Origin of the sequence: Acinetobacter sp. ANC 3882 (genome assembly GCF_022549545.1) — a bacterium.
In the GTDB taxonomy this organism is placed as follows: Bacteria; Pseudomonadota; Gammaproteobacteria; order Pseudomonadales; family Moraxellaceae; genus Acinetobacter.
In genome coordinates, this window is the sequence record NZ_JAKZGB010000005.1 from 1 (window position 1) to 17123 (window position 17123).

General features: G+C 42.3%; 13 protein-coding genes, 1 tRNA gene and 1 pseudogene. 14 read left to right on the top strand and 1 reads right to left on the bottom strand.

Annotation, left to right across the window (positions count from 1 at the left end; all coding sequences use genetic code 11):
• From MMO42_RS10880 to MMO42_RS10935, 12 genes and pseudogenes are all read left to right on the top strand, one after another.
• Positions 1-95 (top strand): annotated as a pseudogene (locus MMO42_RS10880) (elongation factor Tu); the annotation flags it as partial.
• Positions 96-151: 56 nt separating this feature from the next.
• A tRNA-Trp gene (locus MMO42_RS10885) sits at positions 152-227 on the top strand.
• A 76-nt stretch (positions 228-303) separates the two neighbouring features.
• On the top strand, positions 304-744 hold the full coding sequence (gene secE / locus MMO42_RS10890) for a preprotein translocase subunit SecE (RefSeq protein ID WP_004802225.1): 441 nt from the start codon (positions 304-306) through the stop codon (positions 742-744).
• 7 nt (positions 745-751) lie between these two features.
• Positions 752-1285, top strand: a complete 534-nt coding sequence (nusG, locus tag MMO42_RS10895; RefSeq protein WP_005154809.1) for a transcription termination/antitermination protein NusG — start codon at positions 752-754, stop codon at positions 1283-1285.
• Positions 1286-1396: 111 nt separating this feature from the next.
• Positions 1397-1825, top strand: coding sequence for a 50S ribosomal protein L11 (gene rplK / locus MMO42_RS10900; RefSeq protein WP_004637639.1), 429 nt, complete (start codon positions 1397-1399; stop codon positions 1823-1825).
• A gap of 3 nt (positions 1826-1828) precedes the next feature.
• Positions 1829-2524 carry a 50S ribosomal protein L1 gene (gene rplA / locus MMO42_RS10905; RefSeq protein ID WP_005210094.1) on the top strand — a complete coding sequence of 232 codons (696 nt, stop codon included), beginning with the start codon at positions 1829-1831 and terminating at the stop codon, positions 2522-2524.
• 250 nt (positions 2525-2774) lie between these two features.
• On the top strand, positions 2775-3281 hold the full coding sequence (rplJ, locus tag MMO42_RS10910; RefSeq protein WP_004802230.1) for a 50S ribosomal protein L10: 507 nt from the start codon (positions 2775-2777) through the stop codon (positions 3279-3281).
• Positions 3282-3329: 48 nt separating this feature from the next.
• Entirely contained in the window at positions 3330-3695 is a 366-nt protein-coding gene (gene rplL, locus MMO42_RS10915; RefSeq protein ID WP_004802232.1) for a 50S ribosomal protein L7/L12, read from the top strand.
• A gap of 309 nt (positions 3696-4004) precedes the next feature.
• Complete coding sequence (gene rpoB / locus MMO42_RS10920) at positions 4005-8093, top strand: DNA-directed RNA polymerase subunit beta (protein ID WP_241320544.1); 4089 nt, start codon at positions 4005-4007, stop codon at positions 8091-8093.
• 153 nt (positions 8094-8246) lie between these two features.
• A complete protein-coding gene (gene rpoC, locus MMO42_RS10925) occupies positions 8247-12440 on the top strand; it encodes a DNA-directed RNA polymerase subunit beta' (RefSeq protein ID WP_005191871.1) in 4194 nt (1397 codons plus the stop codon).
• 163 nt (positions 12441-12603) lie between these two features.
• Positions 12604-12969, top strand: a complete 366-nt coding sequence (locus tag MMO42_RS10930) for a hypothetical protein (RefSeq protein ID WP_005200545.1) — start codon at positions 12604-12606, stop codon at positions 12967-12969.
• Positions 12970-13321: 352 nt separating this feature from the next.
• Positions 13322-13681: a hypothetical protein gene (locus MMO42_RS10935; protein WP_005291359.1), complete on the top strand. Its 360-nt coding sequence runs from the start codon at positions 13322-13324 to the stop codon at positions 13679-13681.
• Positions 13682-13743: 62 nt separating this feature from the next.
• On the opposite strand, the gene MMO42_RS10940 is transcribed toward MMO42_RS10935, so the two are convergent.
• Complete coding sequence (locus MMO42_RS10940; RefSeq protein WP_241320678.1) at positions 13744-14229, bottom strand: DUF4442 domain-containing protein; 486 nt, start codon at positions 14227-14229, stop codon at positions 13744-13746.
• Positions 14230-14343: 114 nt separating this feature from the next.
• On the opposite strand from MMO42_RS10940, the gene MMO42_RS10945 reads away from it, so the two are divergent.
• Positions 14344-15219 carry an alpha/beta fold hydrolase gene (locus MMO42_RS10945; protein ID WP_005291363.1) on the top strand — a complete coding sequence of 292 codons (876 nt, stop codon included), beginning with the start codon at positions 14344-14346 and terminating at the stop codon, positions 15217-15219.
• Positions 15220-15340: 121 nt separating this feature from the next.
• A complete protein-coding gene (locus tag MMO42_RS10950) occupies positions 15341-16762 on the top strand; it encodes a Na+/H+ antiporter family protein (protein ID WP_005291365.1) in 1422 nt (473 codons plus the stop codon).
• Positions 16763-17123: the final 361 nt, after the last annotated feature.

The following is a 17123-nucleotide window of genomic DNA, read 5'->3' on the forward strand; positions in this document are numbered from 1 at the left end:
TTCACCCGATCGCAATGGACCCAGGTCTACGTTTTGCGATCCGTGAAGGTGGTCGTACTGTAGGCGCTGGTGTTGTTGCTAAAGTAACTGCATAAGCCCAATACCGTGTGTTACACCCAAATCGAAAGCTTCGGCTTTCGATTTGTACGTTAGGTCAGTAGTTCAATTGGTAGAGCGTCGGTCTCCAAAACCGAATGTTGGGGGTTCGAGTCCCTCCTGGCCTGCCACTTTTTTTAAATAAAAAAGCTTAATTCTGGCTAAGTTGTCATATAATAAGTCGCGAATTCTACGACGAGTAAAAAAATGTCGAATGATAAATCGCGTGACGCATTAAGCGACGCGCCAATCCCTCAAAGAAATAATGTTGCAGAAGTTGTAAGTTCTGGTTCACCGCTTGATGTTGTCTTGTGGTTGATTGCTATAGCTTTATTGGTCGGTTCAGCATTGGTAAATCAGCATTTACCTGCCTATTGGGCACCCGCAAATGATATTTGGGTGCGCGTTGGGGTGATTTTGGCTTGTGTCGTAGTCGCTTTAGGTTTATTATACGCCACCCATCAAGGCAAAGGCTTTGTGCGTTTATTACAAGACGCGCGAATTGAACTGCGTCGAGTGACCTGGCCAACAAAACAAGAGACGATCACGACATCGTGGCAAGTTCTTTTGGTTGTACTTGTTGCATCATTGGTTTTATGGTGTTTCGACTACGGCTTAGGTTGGTTTATTAAGTTAATTATTGGGTAAGAACGCGATGAAACGTTGGTATATTATTCATGCCTATTCGGGCTTTGAAAAACAAGTGATGCGTTCGCTTAATGATCGAATTCAGCGTAGTACTGTTGCTGAAAGCTTTGGTGAAGTCCTTGTCCCTACTGAAGAAGTAGTGGAAATGAAGGATGGTAAGAAGCGCAAGTCTGAACGTAAATTCTTTCCTGGCTATGTGTTAGTCGAAATGGAAATGAATGATGATACTTGGCACATCGTAAAAGAGTGTCCAAAGGTTCTTGGTTTTATTGGTGGTACACCAGAGAAACCAGCACCGATTTCACAACGTGAAGCTGACGCGATCCTTGCTCGTGTACGTAATACAGGTGAAGCACCTCGTCCTAAGACGATGTTTGAACCTGGTGAAGAATTGCTCGTTATAGATGGTCCGTTCACTGACTTTAAAGGGGTCGTGGAGGAAGTACTATACGAAAAGTCACGTTTAACGTTGACGATTAATGTATTTAATCGACCAACTCAGGTTGAACTCGAGTTTCGACAAGTCGAAAAAACGGTTTAATCTGAATAGGTTGAGAAGCGCCCGATTTGATCGGGCATTGTTGTTCTAACACTTCGGTGTTGTTTAATTTTTGGGGAGCCTAACGGCGTCTGTACCCAGAGGTAATTTTCAATGGCTAAGAAGATTGACGGCTATATCAAGCTGCAAGTCCCAGCTGGTAAAGCAAATCCATCTCCACCAATTGGTCCTGCTTTAGGTCAACGTGGTGTAAACATCATGGCATTCTGTAAAGAATTCAATGCTGCTACACAAAAACTTGAAGTTGGTTTGCCAATTCCTGTCGTGATCACTGTGTACAACGATAAGTCGTTCACTTTCATCATGAAAACTCCGCCTGCATCTATTCTTCTTAAGAAAGCTGCTGGTATTCAAAAGGGTTCTTCTGTACCGAACAAAACTAAAGTTGGTAAGTTGACTCGTGCTCAGTTAGAAGAAATTGCGACTACTAAAGAACCAGACTTAACTGGTGCTGATTTAGACGCTCGTGTTCGTACCATCGCTGGTTCTGCACGTTCTATGGGCTTGGAAGTGGAGCTATAAGACATGGCAAAGTTAACTAAACGTCAGAAAGCCATTGCTGCTGCTGTTGAAGCAAACAAAGTTTACACTTTGGAAGAAGCAGTACAAGTTCTTAACAGCCTTCCAGCTGCGAAGTTCAAAGAATCTTTAGATATCTCGGTAAACCTTGGTGTAGACCCACGTAAATCTGATCAGGTTGTTCGTGGTGCTACAACTTTACCTGCGGGTACTGGTAAAACTGTACGTGTTGCAGTATTTGCTCAAGGTGCTGCTGCAGAAGCTGCGAAAGCTGCTGGTGCTGATATCGTTGGTTTTGATGACCTTGCTGAAAGCATTCAAGGTGGAAACCTTGATTTCGACGTAGTGATTGCTGCTCCTGATGCAATGCGCGTTGTTGGTAAGCTTGGTACAATTCTTGGTCCACGTGGCTTAATGCCAAACCCTAAAGTGGGTACAGTAACTCCTGATGTTGCTAACGCGGTTAAGAATGCTAAATCTGGTCAAGCACGTTACCGTGTAGACAAAGCGGGTATCATCCACGCTGCGATCGGCCAACTTGGCTTTAGCGAAGAAGCTGTACGTCAAAACGTTGAAACTTTAATTGCAGACTTGAAAAAGTTAAAGCCTGCAACTTCTAAAGGTGTATACGTTAAAAAGATCACTTTGAGCTCTACTATGGGCCCTGGTTTGATCGTTGACGTAAGCAACGTTTCTAAGTAATTAGAAAGAATTTTGAAGCCTTAGATTTTTCGTTGAAAAAATCTAAGCAAACTTTGAATTGATAAATGAATGTTTATCAGCGTCAAAGACCTCAGGCGAAGTGATTCTTTTTAGAAAATCTTCTTAATAACCCAGTCTGAGTAGACGCGGTGGTGTGATTTGTTGCTCCTCCGCGTGTAAGTCTGAATAAGGCTTACGAATTGGGAGTGTGCTCGTATGAGTGCATAAATCACCGTTAGGAGGTTTTACAATGGCTCTTCTTATCGAAGACAAAAAACAGATCGTTGCTGAAGTAAGTGAAATTGCTTCTACAGCGTTCGCTGCCGTTGTTGCTGACTACCAAGGTTTAACCGTTGAGCAATTAACTGCTCTTCGTGTTGAAGCTCGTAAACTAGGTGTTGCTACACGTGTTGTACGTAATACTTTAGCTAAACGCGCTCTTCAAGATACGCCATTCGCTATCTTGAATGATGACCTTGTTGGTCCAACAATCTTAGCATTCTCAACTTCTGAAGATGACATGGGTGCAGCTGCACGCTTGTTCGAAGAATTTGCTAAAACTAATAAAGCATTTGAATTAAAGGCTGCTGCATTTGAAGGCAAACTTTATCAAGGTGCTGACGTTAGCGTTATCGCGAATCTTCCGAACCAAGAAAAAGCGCTTACTATGCTTGCCTCTGTTCTTCAAGCTCCTATTTCGAAATTGGGTCGCTTACTTACAGCGCTTCAAGAGAAAAACGGGTCAGAAGCTGCTTAAGCTTAAATCTACTTTCACACCATTCAATATCCATTTGGAGTTACTCTCATGGCTTTAACAAACGAAGAAATCTTAAACGCAGTTGCTGAAAAAACTGTTCTTGAACTTGTTGAACTTATTTCTGCTTTCGAAGAAAAATTCAACGTATCTGCTGCTGCTGTAGCTGTTGCTGCTGGTCCAGCTGCTGCTGCTGTTGAAGAACAAACTGAATTCAACGTAGAGTTGACTTCTTTCGGTGCTAACAAAGTTGCTGTAATTAAAGCAGTTCGTGAAGCTACTGGCCTTGGTCTTAAAGAAGCTAAAGATCTTGTTGAAGGCGCTCCTGCAGTTCTTAAAGAAGGCGTTTCTAAAGAAGAAGGCGAAGAGCTTAAGAAGAAGCTTGAAGAAGCTGGTGCTACAGTTACACTTAAGTAATTCTGTAGGGAGTCGATTTTTTGAAAATCGGCTCCAAAAAATGGCTGATGGCTCTTGGGTCATCAGCCTTTTTGCGTTACAATAATCGGCTCGTTTTTTGTTAGTTTTGCGTTTTTTACGCATAAAATTCAAACAAACAACATAATATCAAACGCTTACCAATATTTTTTTGCTTATAAAAATATTGTTAAGCGTTTTAATACCACTAAAAATTGCAGCATTTGTAAACAGTGGTGGCCATATCGGCCTGCGTAATTCCTTCTAAACCCGTTCTGCAGGCGGGTTTAGTTTACTTTCCGAGGACTCCAGATGGCATACTCATATACCGAAAAGAAACGGATTCGTAAGAATTTTGGTAAATTGCCCCACGTAATGGAAGCACCGTACTTACTTTCGATTCAGGTCGATTCGTACCGTACTTTCTTACAAGGTGGTAAAACTCCAAAAAATCGCGAAGATATCGGTCTCCAAGCCGCATTTCGTTCAGTTTTTCCTATTGAAAGTTATTCTGGCAATGCTGCTTTAGAATTTGTTGAGTATAGTCTTGGTAAGCCAGAGTTTGACGTGCGTGAATGTATTTTACGTGGTTCAACTTATGCGGCACCAATGCGCGTAAAAATTCGTTTGATCATTAAAGATCGCGAAACGAAGTCAATTAAAGACGTTCGTGAACAAGAAGTTTACATGGGTGAAATGCCACTCATGACAGATAACGGTACATTCGTTATCAACGGTACTGAGCGTGTAATCGTATCTCAATTACACCGTTCACCAGGTGTATTCTTCGACCATGACAAGGGTAAAACCCACTCAAGCGGTAAAGTGTTGTATTCAGCACGTATTATCCCTTACCGTGGTTCATGGTTAGATTTCGAATTTGATGCTAAAGATTTGGTATTCGTACGTATTGACCGTCGTCGTAAACTATTGGCGACAGTCATTTTACGTGCTTTAAATTATAGCAATGAACAAATCTTGAATTTGTTCTACGAAAAAGTACCTGTATATCTTGATATGGGTAGCTATCAAATTGACCTCGTTCCAGACCGCTTACGTGGTGAAATGGCGCAATTTGATATCTTGGACAATGATGGCAAAGCAATCGTTGAACAAGGTAAACGTATTAATGCGCGTCATGTACGTCAAATGGAAGCTGCGAACTTAGCGAAGCTTTCTGTACCTGATGAATATTTATATGAGCGTATTACTGCTGAAGACATCAAGTTAAAAGACGGTGATGTAATTCCTGCGAATACCGTACTTAGCCATGAAGTGATGGTGAAGTTAGCAGAAGGTGGTGTTAAGCAGTTTAACATCCTGTTCACTAACGACATCGATCGTGGTTCTTTCGTTGCAGATACATTACGTGCAGATACAACAACAGGCCGTGAAGAAGCGCTTGTCGAAATCTATAAAGTAATGCGTCCAGGCGAGCCACCAACGAAAGAAGCTGCTGAAAACTTATTCAACAACTTGTTCTTCTCTTCTGAGCGTTATGACCTTTCTCCAGTAGGTCGTATGAAGTTCAACCGTCGTTTGGGTCGTCCTTACGAAGTGGGTACAGACCAGAAGTCTCGTGAAGTTGAAGGTATTTTATCGCACGAAGATATCATCGATGTACTGCGTACATTGGTTGAGATCCGTAACGGTAAGGGTGAAGTCGACGATATCGATCACTTGGGTAACCGTCGTGTACGTTCTGTTGGTGAAATGACAGAAAACCAATTCCGTGTTGGTTTAGTTCGTGTTGAACGTGCTGTTAAAGAGCGTTTAAGCCAAGCAGAAACTGATAACTTGTCTCCACAAGATTTAATCAACGCAAAACCAGTTGCTGCTGCAATCAAAGAATTCTTTGGTTCAAGCCAATTGTCTCAGTTCATGGACCAAAACAACCCATTGTCTGAGATTACACATAAACGTCGTGTATCTGCGCTTGGTCCTGGTGGTTTGACACGTGAGCGTGCGGGCTTTGAAGTACGTGACGTACATCAAACTCACTACGGTCGTGTATGTCCAATTGAAACGCCTGAAGGTCCAAACATTGGTTTGATCAACTCGCTTTCTGTGTACGCAAAAGCGAATGACTTCGGTTTCTTGGAAACACCATACCGTAAAGTTGTAGATGGTCGTGTAACAGATACAGTTGAATATTTATCTGCGATTGAAGAAGTAGGTACTGTCATTGCACAGGCCGATTCTGCAGTAGATAAAGATGGTACTTTAACTGAAGAAATGGTTTCGGTACGTCATCAGGGTGACTTCGTTCGTATGTCGCCTGAGCGCGTAACGCATATGGACGTTTCTGCTCAGCAGGTTGTTTCTGTTGCTGCGTCACTGATTCCATTCCTTGAACACGATGATGCGAACCGTGCATTGATGGGTTCAAACATGCAACGTCAGGCTGTTCCGACCTTACGTGCTGACAAGCCGCTTGTTGGTACAGGTATGGAAGCAAACGTAGCACGTGACTCAGGTGTGTGTGTGATTGCAGACCGTGGTGGTGCGATTGAATATGTAGATGCATCTCGTATCGTTATTCGTGTAAACGAAGATGAAATGATCGCGGGTGAAGCAGGTGTAGATATCTACAACCTGATCAAATATACACGTTCAAACCAAAATACATGTATTAACCAAAACGTTATCGTAAACTTGGGCGACAAAGTTGCTCGTGGCGATATCTTGGCTGATGGTCCATCGACTGATATGGGTGAACTTGCGCTTGGTCAAAACATGCGCGTCGCGTTCATGACATGGAACGGTTATAACTACGAAGACTCGATCTTACTTTCTGAGCGTGTGCTTCAAGAAGACCGTTTAACGTCGATTCACATTCAAGAATTGTCATGTGTAGCGCGTGATACTAAGTTAGGTGCAGAAGAAATTACTGCCGATATTCCTAACGTTGGTGAAGCTGCACTGTCTAAGTTGGATGAGTCTGGTATTGTTTATATCGGTGCTGAAGTTACTGCCGGTGACATTCTAGTTGGTAAAGTAACGCCTAAAGGTGAAACTCAGTTAACACCTGAAGAAAAATTACTTCGCGCAATCTTTGGTGAAAAAGCAGCTGACGTTAAAGACTCTTCTTTACGCGTTCCGTCTGGTACTAAAGGTACCGTCATTGACGTTCAAGTCTTCACGCGTGATGGTTTGGAAAAAGATGAACGTGCGCAAGCAATTGAGAAAGCTCAGCTTGATGCATACCGTAAAGACTTGAAAGAAGAATATAAAATCTTCGAAGAAGCAGCACGTGAACGTATTGTTCGTTTGTTGACTGGTCAAGAGTCTAACGGTGGTGGTTCAACTAAGCGTGGCGATAAACTTTCTGCAGATGTATTGTCTGGTTTAGAGCTGGTTGATTTACTTGAAATCCAACCGACTGATGAAGCAATTGCTGAGCGTTTAACTCAAATTCAAGTCTTCTTGAAAGAGAAGAGTTACGAAATTGATGAGAAGTTTGCTGAGAAGAAACGTAAACTTTCTACAGGTGATGAATTAACAACTGGCGTATTGAAAGTTGTTAAGGTTTACCTCGCTGTTAAACGTCGTATCCAGCCTGGTGATAAGATGGCGGGTCGTCACGGTAACAAAGGTGTTGTATCAAACATCTTACCAGTTGAAGACATGCCGCATGATGCCAATGGTGTACCAGTTGATATCGTATTGAACCCGTTGGGCGTACCTTCACGTATGAACGTGGGTCAGATTCTTGAGACTCACTTGGGTATGGCTGCTAAAGGTCTTGGCGATAAAATCGAAAAAATGTTGAAAGAACAACGTACAGTGATTGAACTGCGTGAATTCTTAGACAAGATTTATAACAAGGTGGGTGGCGAGCAAGAAGAGCTTGATAGCTTAACTGATGCAGAAGTCTTGGCACTTTCAGGTAACTTGCGTGCTGGTGTTCCATTGGCAACACCTGTATTTGACGGTGCTGAAGAAAGCCAAATCAAAGACTTACTTGAATTGGCTGACATTTCACGTACTGGTCAAACGGTATTGTTTGACGGACGTACAGGTGAACAGTTTGATCGTCCTGTAACTGTAGGTTACATGTACATGCTCAAATTGAACCACTTGGTTGATGACAAGATGCATGCACGTTCAACAGGTTCTTACTCACTTGTTACTCAACAGCCGCTTGGTGGTAAAGCACAATTCGGTGGTCAGCGTTTTGGTGAGATGGAAGTATGGGCACTTGAAGCATACGGTGCCGCATATACACTTCAAGAAATGCTCACTGTGAAGTCGGATGACGTCGAAGGCCGTACACGCATCTATAAGAATATTGTAGATGGTAACCATTATATGGATCCGGGTATGCCTGAATCGTTCAACGTATTGACCAAAGAGATCCGTTCTTTAGGTATCAACATTGAACTGAAAAATGGTGACTAAAAAATCTCCCCCAACCCCTCTTTGAGAAAGAGGGGAGAAAGTCCCCCTTTATAAAGGGGGATTTAGGGGGATTAGATATTCCCAAATTTCAGTGAAAACAATATTTGTGACCCAGTCGAGTGAGCTTAGCTCCTCGACACACGGAGAAAAAAATTGAAAGACTTGCTCGATATCATGCGTAAGAAACCGGATTCAGAAGGTCATGCACCTGTTGAATTTGACCGTATCCGTATTGGTCTTGCGTCGCCAGAGATGATTAAGTCATGGTCTCACGGTGAAGTTAAAAAGCCTGAAACCATTAACTACCGTACTTTTAAACCTGAACGTGACGGTTTGTTCTGTGCCAAAATTTTTGGTCCAGTAAAAGATTACGAATGCTTGTGTGGTAAATACAAGCGTATGAAATACAAAGGTGTCATTTGTGAAAAATGTGGCGTTGAAGTAACAACTGCCAAAGTTCGTCGTGAGCGTATGGGTCACATCGAACTTGCATCTCCAGTTGCACACATTTGGTTCTTGAAATCATTACCGAGCCGTATCGGTTTGCTTCTTGATATGACATTACGTGATATCGAACGCGTATTGTATTTCGAATCTTATGTTGTTACAGATCCTGGTATGACTCCGTTTGAAAAGTATCAACTTCTAACAGACGAAGAATACTACAATGCACTTGAAGAACACGGTGATGAATTCACTGCGAAGATGGGTGCAGAAGCGATTCAGGATCTATTAAAAGATATCGATCTTGAAGCTGAAATTGCGCGTTTACGCGAAGAGATTCCTCAAACAACCTCTGAGACGAAACTTAAGAAATCGTCTAAGCGTTTGAAATTGATGGAAGCTTTCAAAGATTCAAACAACAAGCCTGAATGGATGGTGATGAATGTACTTCCAGTACTTCCACCAGACTTACGTCCGCTTGTACCACTTGAAGGTGGTCGTTTCGCGACTTCAGACTTGAACGATTTATATCGTCGTGTGATTAACCGTAACAACCGTTTAAAACGTCTTCTCGACTTGGCTGCACCAGACATTATCGTACGTAACGAAAAACGTATGTTACAAGAGTCTGTTGATGCATTGCTTGATAACGGTCGTCGTGGTCGTGCAATTACTGGTTCGAACAAACGTCCGTTGAAATCTTTGGCAGATATGATCAAAGGTAAACAAGGTCGTTTCCGTCAAAACTTACTTGGTAAGCGTGTTGACTATTCAGGTCGTTCAGTAATTACCGTAGGTCCTACTTTACGTCTTCACCAATGTGGTCTTCCGAAGAAGATGGCACTTGAACTCTTCAAGCCATTCATTTTCGCTAAACTACAAGCTTCAGGTCAGGCAACAACCATTAAAGCTGCGAAGAAAATGGTTGAGCGTGAAACTCCAGAAGTTTGGGACGTTCTTGCATCTGTGATTCGTCAACATCCAGTAATGTTGAACCGTGCGCCAACACTTCACCGTTTAGGTCTTCAAGCATTTGAACCTATTTTGATTGAAGGTAAAGCGATTCGTCTTCACCCACTCGTATGTGCTGCGTTTAACGCTGACTTCGATGGTGACCAAATGGCGGTACACGTTCCATTGACACTTGAAGCACAGTTAGAAGCACGTGCCTTGATGATGTCAACCAACAACATCTTGTCACCTGCCAATGGTGAGCCAATCATCGTTCCTTCTCAGGACGTTGTCTTGGGTCTTTACTACATCACTCGTGATGCGGTAAATGCCAAAGGTGAAGGCATGGTGTTTGCGGATACACACGAAGTTAACCGTGCGTTAGCGACAGGTAAAGTTGCGATCCATGCACGTGTAAAAGTACGTGTACACCAAACTGTGATCGATGAAAATGGTCAGCGTGAAAAGCAAACTATTATTGTTGATACAACACCTGGTCGTTGCTTGTTGTGGGAAGTTGTTCCACAAGGTTTAAGCTTTGAATCGATCAACCTTGAGATGACCAAGAAAAACATCTCTAAGTTAATCAACTCTTGCTACCGTAAACTTGGTTTGAAAGATACAGTTATCTTCGCTGACCAATTGATGTATTTGGGCTTCCGTCAAGCGACGCGTTCAGGTGTATCTGTTGGTATGGAAGACATGCTTATTCCACCAAATAAGCACACGATTATCGACAAAGCTGAAACAGAAGTTCGTGAAATCGAACAACAGTTTGAACAAGGTTTCGTAACTGCTGGTGAACGCTATAACAAAGTTGTCGATATTTGGGCGCGTACCAACGACCAAGTTGCGAAAGCGATGATGGATAACTTGTCTTATACCCTTGTGAAAAACAAACAAGGTGAAGATGAGAAACAGAAATCATTCAACTCGATTTATATGATGTCTGACTCGGGTGCCCGTGGTAGTGCGGCGCAGATCCGTCAGCTTGCTGGTATGCGTGGTTTGATGGCGAAACCAGATGGTTCGATCATTGAAACTCCGATTAAAGCAAACTTCCGTGAAGGTTTGACCGTACTTCAGTACTTCATTTCAACACACGGTGCGCGTAAAGGTTTGGCCGATACCGCATTGAAAACAGCGAACTCTGGTTACTTGACTCGTCGTCTTGTAGACGTAGCACAAGATTTGGTCATTACTGAATCTGACTGTGGTACAGCTGGTGGTTTAGTGATGACACCATTCATTCAAGGTGGTGACGTTATTGAACCGTTACGCGATCGCGTATTGGGTCGTGTAACTGCTGAAGATGTACGTCGTGCATCTGATGATGAAGTTGTACTTCCACGCGGTACGTTAATTGACGAGAAAATTGCTGCTGAGCTTGAAGAAGCTGGTGTCGATGAAGTTAAAGTACGTTCAGTCATCGCATGTGAATCAACATTCGGTGTATGTGCGCGTTGTTATGGTCGTGACCTTGCACGTGGTCACTTGGTGAACCCAGGTGAATCAGTCGGTGTAATGGCTGCACAGTCAATTGGTGAGCCAGGTACACAGTTAACAATGCGTACCTTCCACGTGGGTGGTGCTGCAAGCCGAACGTCTGCTGCAAACAGTGTTCAAGTACGTAATAAAGGTACTGTACGTTTCCACAACGTGAAAACTGTACAACATGCCAAAGGTCACTTAGTGTCAGTTTCACGTTCAGGTGAAATTGGTATTGCGGATGATTTAGGTCGTGAGCGTGAGCGCTATAAACTTCCTTACGGTGCAAGCATCTTGTTGAAAGATGGTGAAGCTGTAGAAGCGGGCGGTATCGTGGCGACTTGGGATCCACATACACATCCACTTGTTACCGAAGTTGCTGGTAAAGCACGTTTCAGCCAAATCGCTGATGGTGTAACTGCAACCTCTAAGACAGATGATGCAACAGGTATGACCACTGTTGAAATCTTACCTGTAACAGCTCGTCCTGCTTCTGGTAAAGATTTACGTCCTGCAATTGTGTTGGATACAACAGATGGTGGCGAACAATTCTACTTCTTACCACAAAATACGATCGTAACAGTTCGCGATGGCGCAACGATTGGTGTGGGTGATGTACTTGGTCGTGTACCACAAGAAACTTCACGTACACGTGATATTACCGGTGGTCTTCCACGCGTAGCGGATTTATTTGAAGCACGTAAACCGAAAGAACACGCGATTCTTGCAGAAGTATCAGGTGTTGTAAGCTTCGGTAAAGAGACCAAAGGTAAGAACCGCTTAGTGATTACTCCAGATGATGGTTCTGAGATCTACGAAGAATTGATTCCAAAATGGCGTACCATTAACGTGTTCGAAGGTGAACATGTGAACCGTGGTGAAACCATTTCTGATGGTCCACAAAACCCACATGACATCTTGCGTTTGAAAGGTGAAGTTGCATTAACCAACTACATCGTGAACGAAGTTCAAGACGTTTACCGTCTCCAAGGTGTAAAAATCAACGATAAGCACATTGAAGTTGTTGTACGTCAAATGTTGCGTAAAGTTGATATCACTGATGGCGGTGATACAAGCTTCATCAAAGGCGAGCAAGTGGATTACATCCGCGTTGTTCAAGAGAACCAAGCAGTCTTGGCTCAGAACAAGTTCCCTGCGAAGTTTGAACGTCAGTTGATGGGTATCACGAAAGCATCGCTTTCTACTGACTCATTTATCTCTGCTGCATCGTTCCAGGAAACAACGCGTGTGTTAACTGAAGCGGCTGTAACCGGTAAAGAAGATGACTTACGTGGCTTGAAAGAGAACGTTGTTGTAGGTCGCTTGATCCCTGCTGGTACAGGTCTTGCGTATCACTTAGAGCGTCGTCGTCAAGAGTCAGAAGCTGCTGAATTTGAACTTCATAACGATTTCAGTGAAGTTGACCAAGCATTTAGTCAAGCGTTGAACTCAGACCAGTTCTAAGTTTTAACGAATTAAAAAGGCACCTTCGGGTGCCTTTTTTTGTGGAAAAATAGAGCAGTTGTTACAAAAACACATTACAGCATCAGTATTTGATTACTTAATCAAAGTAAACAGTTCATTAAAGAATACTATTCTATGCACATCTGAGAGAGGAGTTGTTCTAATGAAAAAAATGATGATGATTGCTGGTGTAGCTTTAATGTCTTCAACCCTGTTTGTCGGTTGCCAGAACGCGAGTCCAGAAAGTAAACGTATTGGTTCTGCTGCGATTGGCGGTGGTGCAGGTGGTGCTGTAGGTAAGCACGTTGGTGGTAATCTTGGTGCAGGCCTAGGTGCTGCAATTGGTGCAGGCGTTGCTGCAAATGCTAAAGGTTCAAATAGTAAAAATACACGTAATAGCGCAATCGGTGCTGGCTTAGGTGCAGTGATTGGTGGTGCTGTATTAGGTGGTGATTCTGGCGCTGCTGTTGGTGGTGCGCTAGGTGGTAGTGCTGGTTCTGCTTATGGTGAGAAAAAAGGCAAGTACTAAGCCTGAATAGAAATAGCTCGATGGCTGATTATCTCTTTGAGCTTTAGCCATCGAACAGTTTCATTGAATAAAGTTGTCTTTTCTCAGTGAGCATAAATGCATTGCTGAGAAAAGTTCCATAATAAAAACCTTATTTACAATCCAAATTTTAATTCATCCTAATTCTTTAAAGCATTCAGCGTGAGCAAAGGTATCTCGATCTTATTTATTTCATCTTCATTCAAATGTTTTTAAAAGCAGCTGCCTTTACAAAATATCAATCGATTGGGACATTGTGATAACACAATGTGATCAAAATCCACATAAAAGAAGATTATGCTTTTTATTAGAAAGTATAGGAGTGAGTATAGTCATGAAAAAAACAATAGGTTTAGTTTCTACTTTGGTGCTATCGGCGGTTATGTTTACAGGTTGTCAAAATATGAGCGCCTCTGATCAGCGTATCGGTGCAGCAGCACTGGGTGGTGCGGTCGGTGGCGGTGTTGGTAACCATGTCGGCGGTGGCTTAGGTGCTGGTGTAGGCGCAGCTGCGGGTGCGGGTGTAGGCGCAAATGCTAAAGGTGGTAGTAGTAGCTCAACTACGAGCAGTGCTGTCGGTGCTGGTATCGGTTCAGTTGTTGGTAAAGCGATCTTCGGTGGTGACTCAGGTGCTGCAATTGGTGGTGCTATCGGTGGCGGTGCTGGTGCTGCCATCCAAGAGAAGAAAAGATAATTTCTTCCTTTCAGATTCAAAAATGCCTGCAAATGATTGCAGGCATTTTTATATGCGTAAAGCTAAGCACTGGCTTTGGGCTTTTTCCGACGGATATACAGAACCTTCTCAACTTCTGCGATTCGTGTTCCAGCATCATCAACAATATTTAAGGTGTAATGACGTAAAACAGGTTCGTGATTTTCTGCCAGTCGTTTAATCTCGGTGATTTCATTGGCACTGAGCTGAATCTCTGCATACACGGTATTACGGCCAGGTGATAGAAAATTAATGGTGGCACTTTTGTCCCAGACAATATATTTATGCCCCAAATGATGAATCAGAATCAGCATATAAAAAGGGTCAACCATTGAATACAGACTACCACCAAAATGTGTTCCCACAATATTGCGATTGTGTCTGGTCAGGGGCATTTTGACTCGAATGTAATAATCATCTAGATCAATGGTTTCAATCTCAATGCCTGCACCACGATAAGGTGAATAATGATTCAGCATAAATTTCGATATCGCGGGAATGGTTCGAATTTTTTTGAAAAAGTCTTTCATGGTCAATTTTTTTTCTTGCAACTCTATTCATACTCCATAAGTATCATTTTTATTGCATCGCTGGCAATGGCTGTTTTATGACCAAGCCGATAGAAAACAAAATGGGAAAGAATTATGCAAGCACAAGTAAAAACAGTAACGACGTCTGATCAGCAAACGCTTTGTGTCAAAACATGGGGTGATGAGAAAAAAACACCTTTGGTGTTAGTGCATGGCTATCCTGATAATCAGGAAGTGTGGGAACCCATCATTGAAAAACTCGTCAATGATTACTATGTGGTGACTTATGATGTGCGTGGTGCAGGTTTGTCTTCGATTCCTAAACGCATCAAAGATTACCGTTTGCCACGTTTGTCATTGGACTTGCAAGAAGTGGTTGATGCCGTGATTCCGGGGCGTAACTTTCACATGGCAGCGCATGATTGGGGGTCTTTGCAGTCATGGGAATCAGCGACTGAACCAAAATTAAAAGGTCGTTTATTGTCTTATACGACGATTTCAGGTCCTTGTTTGGATCATGCTTCTTTGTATCTGCGTGAGAAATTTAAATCTGCACCAAGCAATGTACTGAAAATGCTGACCAAATCTTGGTATATCGGTGCTTTCCATTTACCTTTCGTTGCGCCAACGGTATGGACATTCTTTAGCCCTGAAAAATGGGGCAAGATTTTAAGTGGTTTGGAAAAAAAGAAAAATTTACCTTTAAATGCCAATATTGTGGCGGATGGTAAATACGGCATTAATTTGTATCGTGCCAATTTTATTCCCTCTTTAACTCAGCCGCGCCAACGCTATGCACAGTGTCCTGTACAAGCGATCGTATTACAGCGCGATGCCTTTGTCAGTACTGAGTACATTACTGAATCTATGCCAAAATGGGTGGAAAAATTTGAGTATGTTGAACTCGATGCCAACCATTGGGCGGTATTGAGCCAACCAGAAAAAATTGCTGAACTGATCCGTCAATTCGTGCAACGTCAAGCTGCTTAAGGCTTTAGTGGATTTATTAAGCTAAAAATCACTTAAGATTAGCGATAATACGGCGATATTTTCAGCTAGGTTTTAATGAATCTGCTAGAATATCGCCTTTTCTTTGCTCCTGAATTTGTTCATGAATGCTGTCGTAATTGCGATTGCCGTGATGTTTATCCTGTCACTGGCACGAGTTTCTGTTGTCCTCACTTTGGTGATTTCAGCCATCATTGGAGGCTTGGTCGCTGGTCTAAGTCTTTCTCAAACTGTAGAAGCATTTAATGCTGGCTTAGGCGATGGCGCTGAAGTAGCGTTGGCTTATGCCGTATTAGGTGCATTTGCATTGGCACTTTCAAAATCTGGATTACCGGATTTGCTTGCCCATAAACTGATTGGTTTATTAGGTATGGAAGCAGGTAAAAATCAGCAGAAAAAGGTGAAATATCTCTTATTAACTATTCTACTGATCGCTGCAATTTTCTCTCAAAACCTGATTCCAGTGCATATTGCTTTTATTCCAGTTCTAGTTCCGCCTTTATTGAAAGTGATGAACCACTTGAAGCTGGATCGTCGTGCGGCGGCATGTGTGATGACCTTGGGTCTGGTTGGAACCTATATTTTCCTACCGGTGGGCTTTGGTGCGATCTTCCTTGAACAGATTCTGATGGGCAATATCAACAAGATCGGTGCAGCGTATGGGCTACATGTTGAACGCGGCATGATGCCACTGGGTATGGCGATTCCTGTCTTAGGTATGGTGATCGGAACTTTGGTTGCGGTGTTTATTAGCTATCGTAAGCCGCGTATATATGTTGATCGTTCAATTACGCCAGTCAAAACCATTGACCTAGACAAGCCGCTGAAAGTGACCACGCAAGCAGAATATGATCTTAAAGCCGATGCTGAAGAACTCAAACAAGAAGCTGAGAATGTGCCTTATATCTCCAAGAAGACCATGTTTATGGCTGTTCTTGCGATCGCTCTAACCTTGGTTGCACAATTATATTCAGGTTCAATGATTCTCGGTGGTTTAGTTGGTTTTGCTGTGTTGTCCGCGTCAGGTATTTTTAAATGGCAAGATGCTGATGACGTGTTCGTGCAAGGCATGCGGATGATGGCACTGGTCGGCTTTATCATGATTTCTGCGGCAGGCTTTGCCTCAGTGATGACCCATACTGGTGACATTACTCATCTGGTCAATGGGGTGGTGCATATCATTGGTGATAACCATGCATTAGCTGCGTTCCTGATGCTCTTTATCGGCTTATTCGTGACGATTGGTATTGGTTCATCTTTTTCGAGCGTACCTGTACTTGCAGTGATTTACGTCCCTTTATGCGTACAGTTTGGTTTTTCACCATTGGCAACGATTGCACTGATTGGTACCGCTGCGGCATTGGGTGATGCTGGATCTCCTGCATCTGATTCGACTTTAGGACCAACAGCGGGTTTGGGTGTAGATGGTCAACATGATCACATTTGGGATACAGTTGTGCCGACATTTATACATTTTAATATCCCATTGCTTATTTTTGGCTGGATTGCCGCAATGATTTTATAATACAAATGGCTCGTTAAGAGCCATTTTTTATGGCTGCTTATTTTAAGAATTAAAATATAAAAAATATCAGTATTTGACATTTTTTGTCTCTTTTTTAATCTAATTTTATAATGTGGTTTTAATATTAAGTTTTGTGTGATTATATTTTTAAATTCATCTAAATTTAATTTTTCTAAAAACTTTAATTGATATTTTGCAATATCTTATTCCGATGAAAATACTAGGTTTTATAGTGATTTAACTTGATTGAAATAGTCTGAATTAATAATTTTTACATATCTTAACAATTATATTTTATTAATATTCAATATATTACAAAATAGATTTAAAAGGTCGGAATTAATAAGTATTGCATAATGTA

Coding starts and splice junctions, on each gene's coding strand:
- secE (WP_004802225.1), top strand. CDS start 304: ATGTCGAATGATAAATCGCGTGACGCATTAAGCGACGCGCCAATCCCT.
- nusG (WP_005154809.1), top strand. CDS start 752: ATGAAACGTTGGTATATTATTCATGCCTATTCGGGCTTTGAAAAACAA.
- rplK (WP_004637639.1), top strand. CDS start 1,397: ATGGCTAAGAAGATTGACGGCTATATCAAGCTGCAAGTCCCAGCTGGT.
- rplA (WP_005210094.1), top strand. CDS start 1,829: ATGGCAAAGTTAACTAAACGTCAGAAAGCCATTGCTGCTGCTGTTGAA.
- rplJ (WP_004802230.1), top strand. CDS start 2,775: ATGGCTCTTCTTATCGAAGACAAAAAACAGATCGTTGCTGAAGTAAGT.
- rplL (WP_004802232.1), top strand. CDS start 3,330: ATGGCTTTAACAAACGAAGAAATCTTAAACGCAGTTGCTGAAAAAACT.
- rpoB (WP_241320544.1), top strand. CDS start 4,005: ATGGCATACTCATATACCGAAAAGAAACGGATTCGTAAGAATTTTGGT.
- MMO42_RS10930 (WP_005200545.1), top strand. CDS start 12,604: ATGAAAAAAATGATGATGATTGCTGGTGTAGCTTTAATGTCTTCAACC.
- MMO42_RS10935 (WP_005291359.1), top strand. CDS start 13,322: ATGAAAAAAACAATAGGTTTAGTTTCTACTTTGGTGCTATCGGCGGTT.
- MMO42_RS10940 (WP_241320678.1), bottom strand. CDS start 14,229: ATGAAAGACTTTTTCAAAAAAATTCGAACCATTCCCGCGATATCGAAA.
- MMO42_RS10945 (WP_005291363.1), top strand. CDS start 14,344: ATGCAAGCACAAGTAAAAACAGTAACGACGTCTGATCAGCAAACGCTT.
- MMO42_RS10950 (WP_005291365.1), top strand. CDS start 15,341: ATGAATGCTGTCGTAATTGCGATTGCCGTGATGTTTATCCTGTCACTG.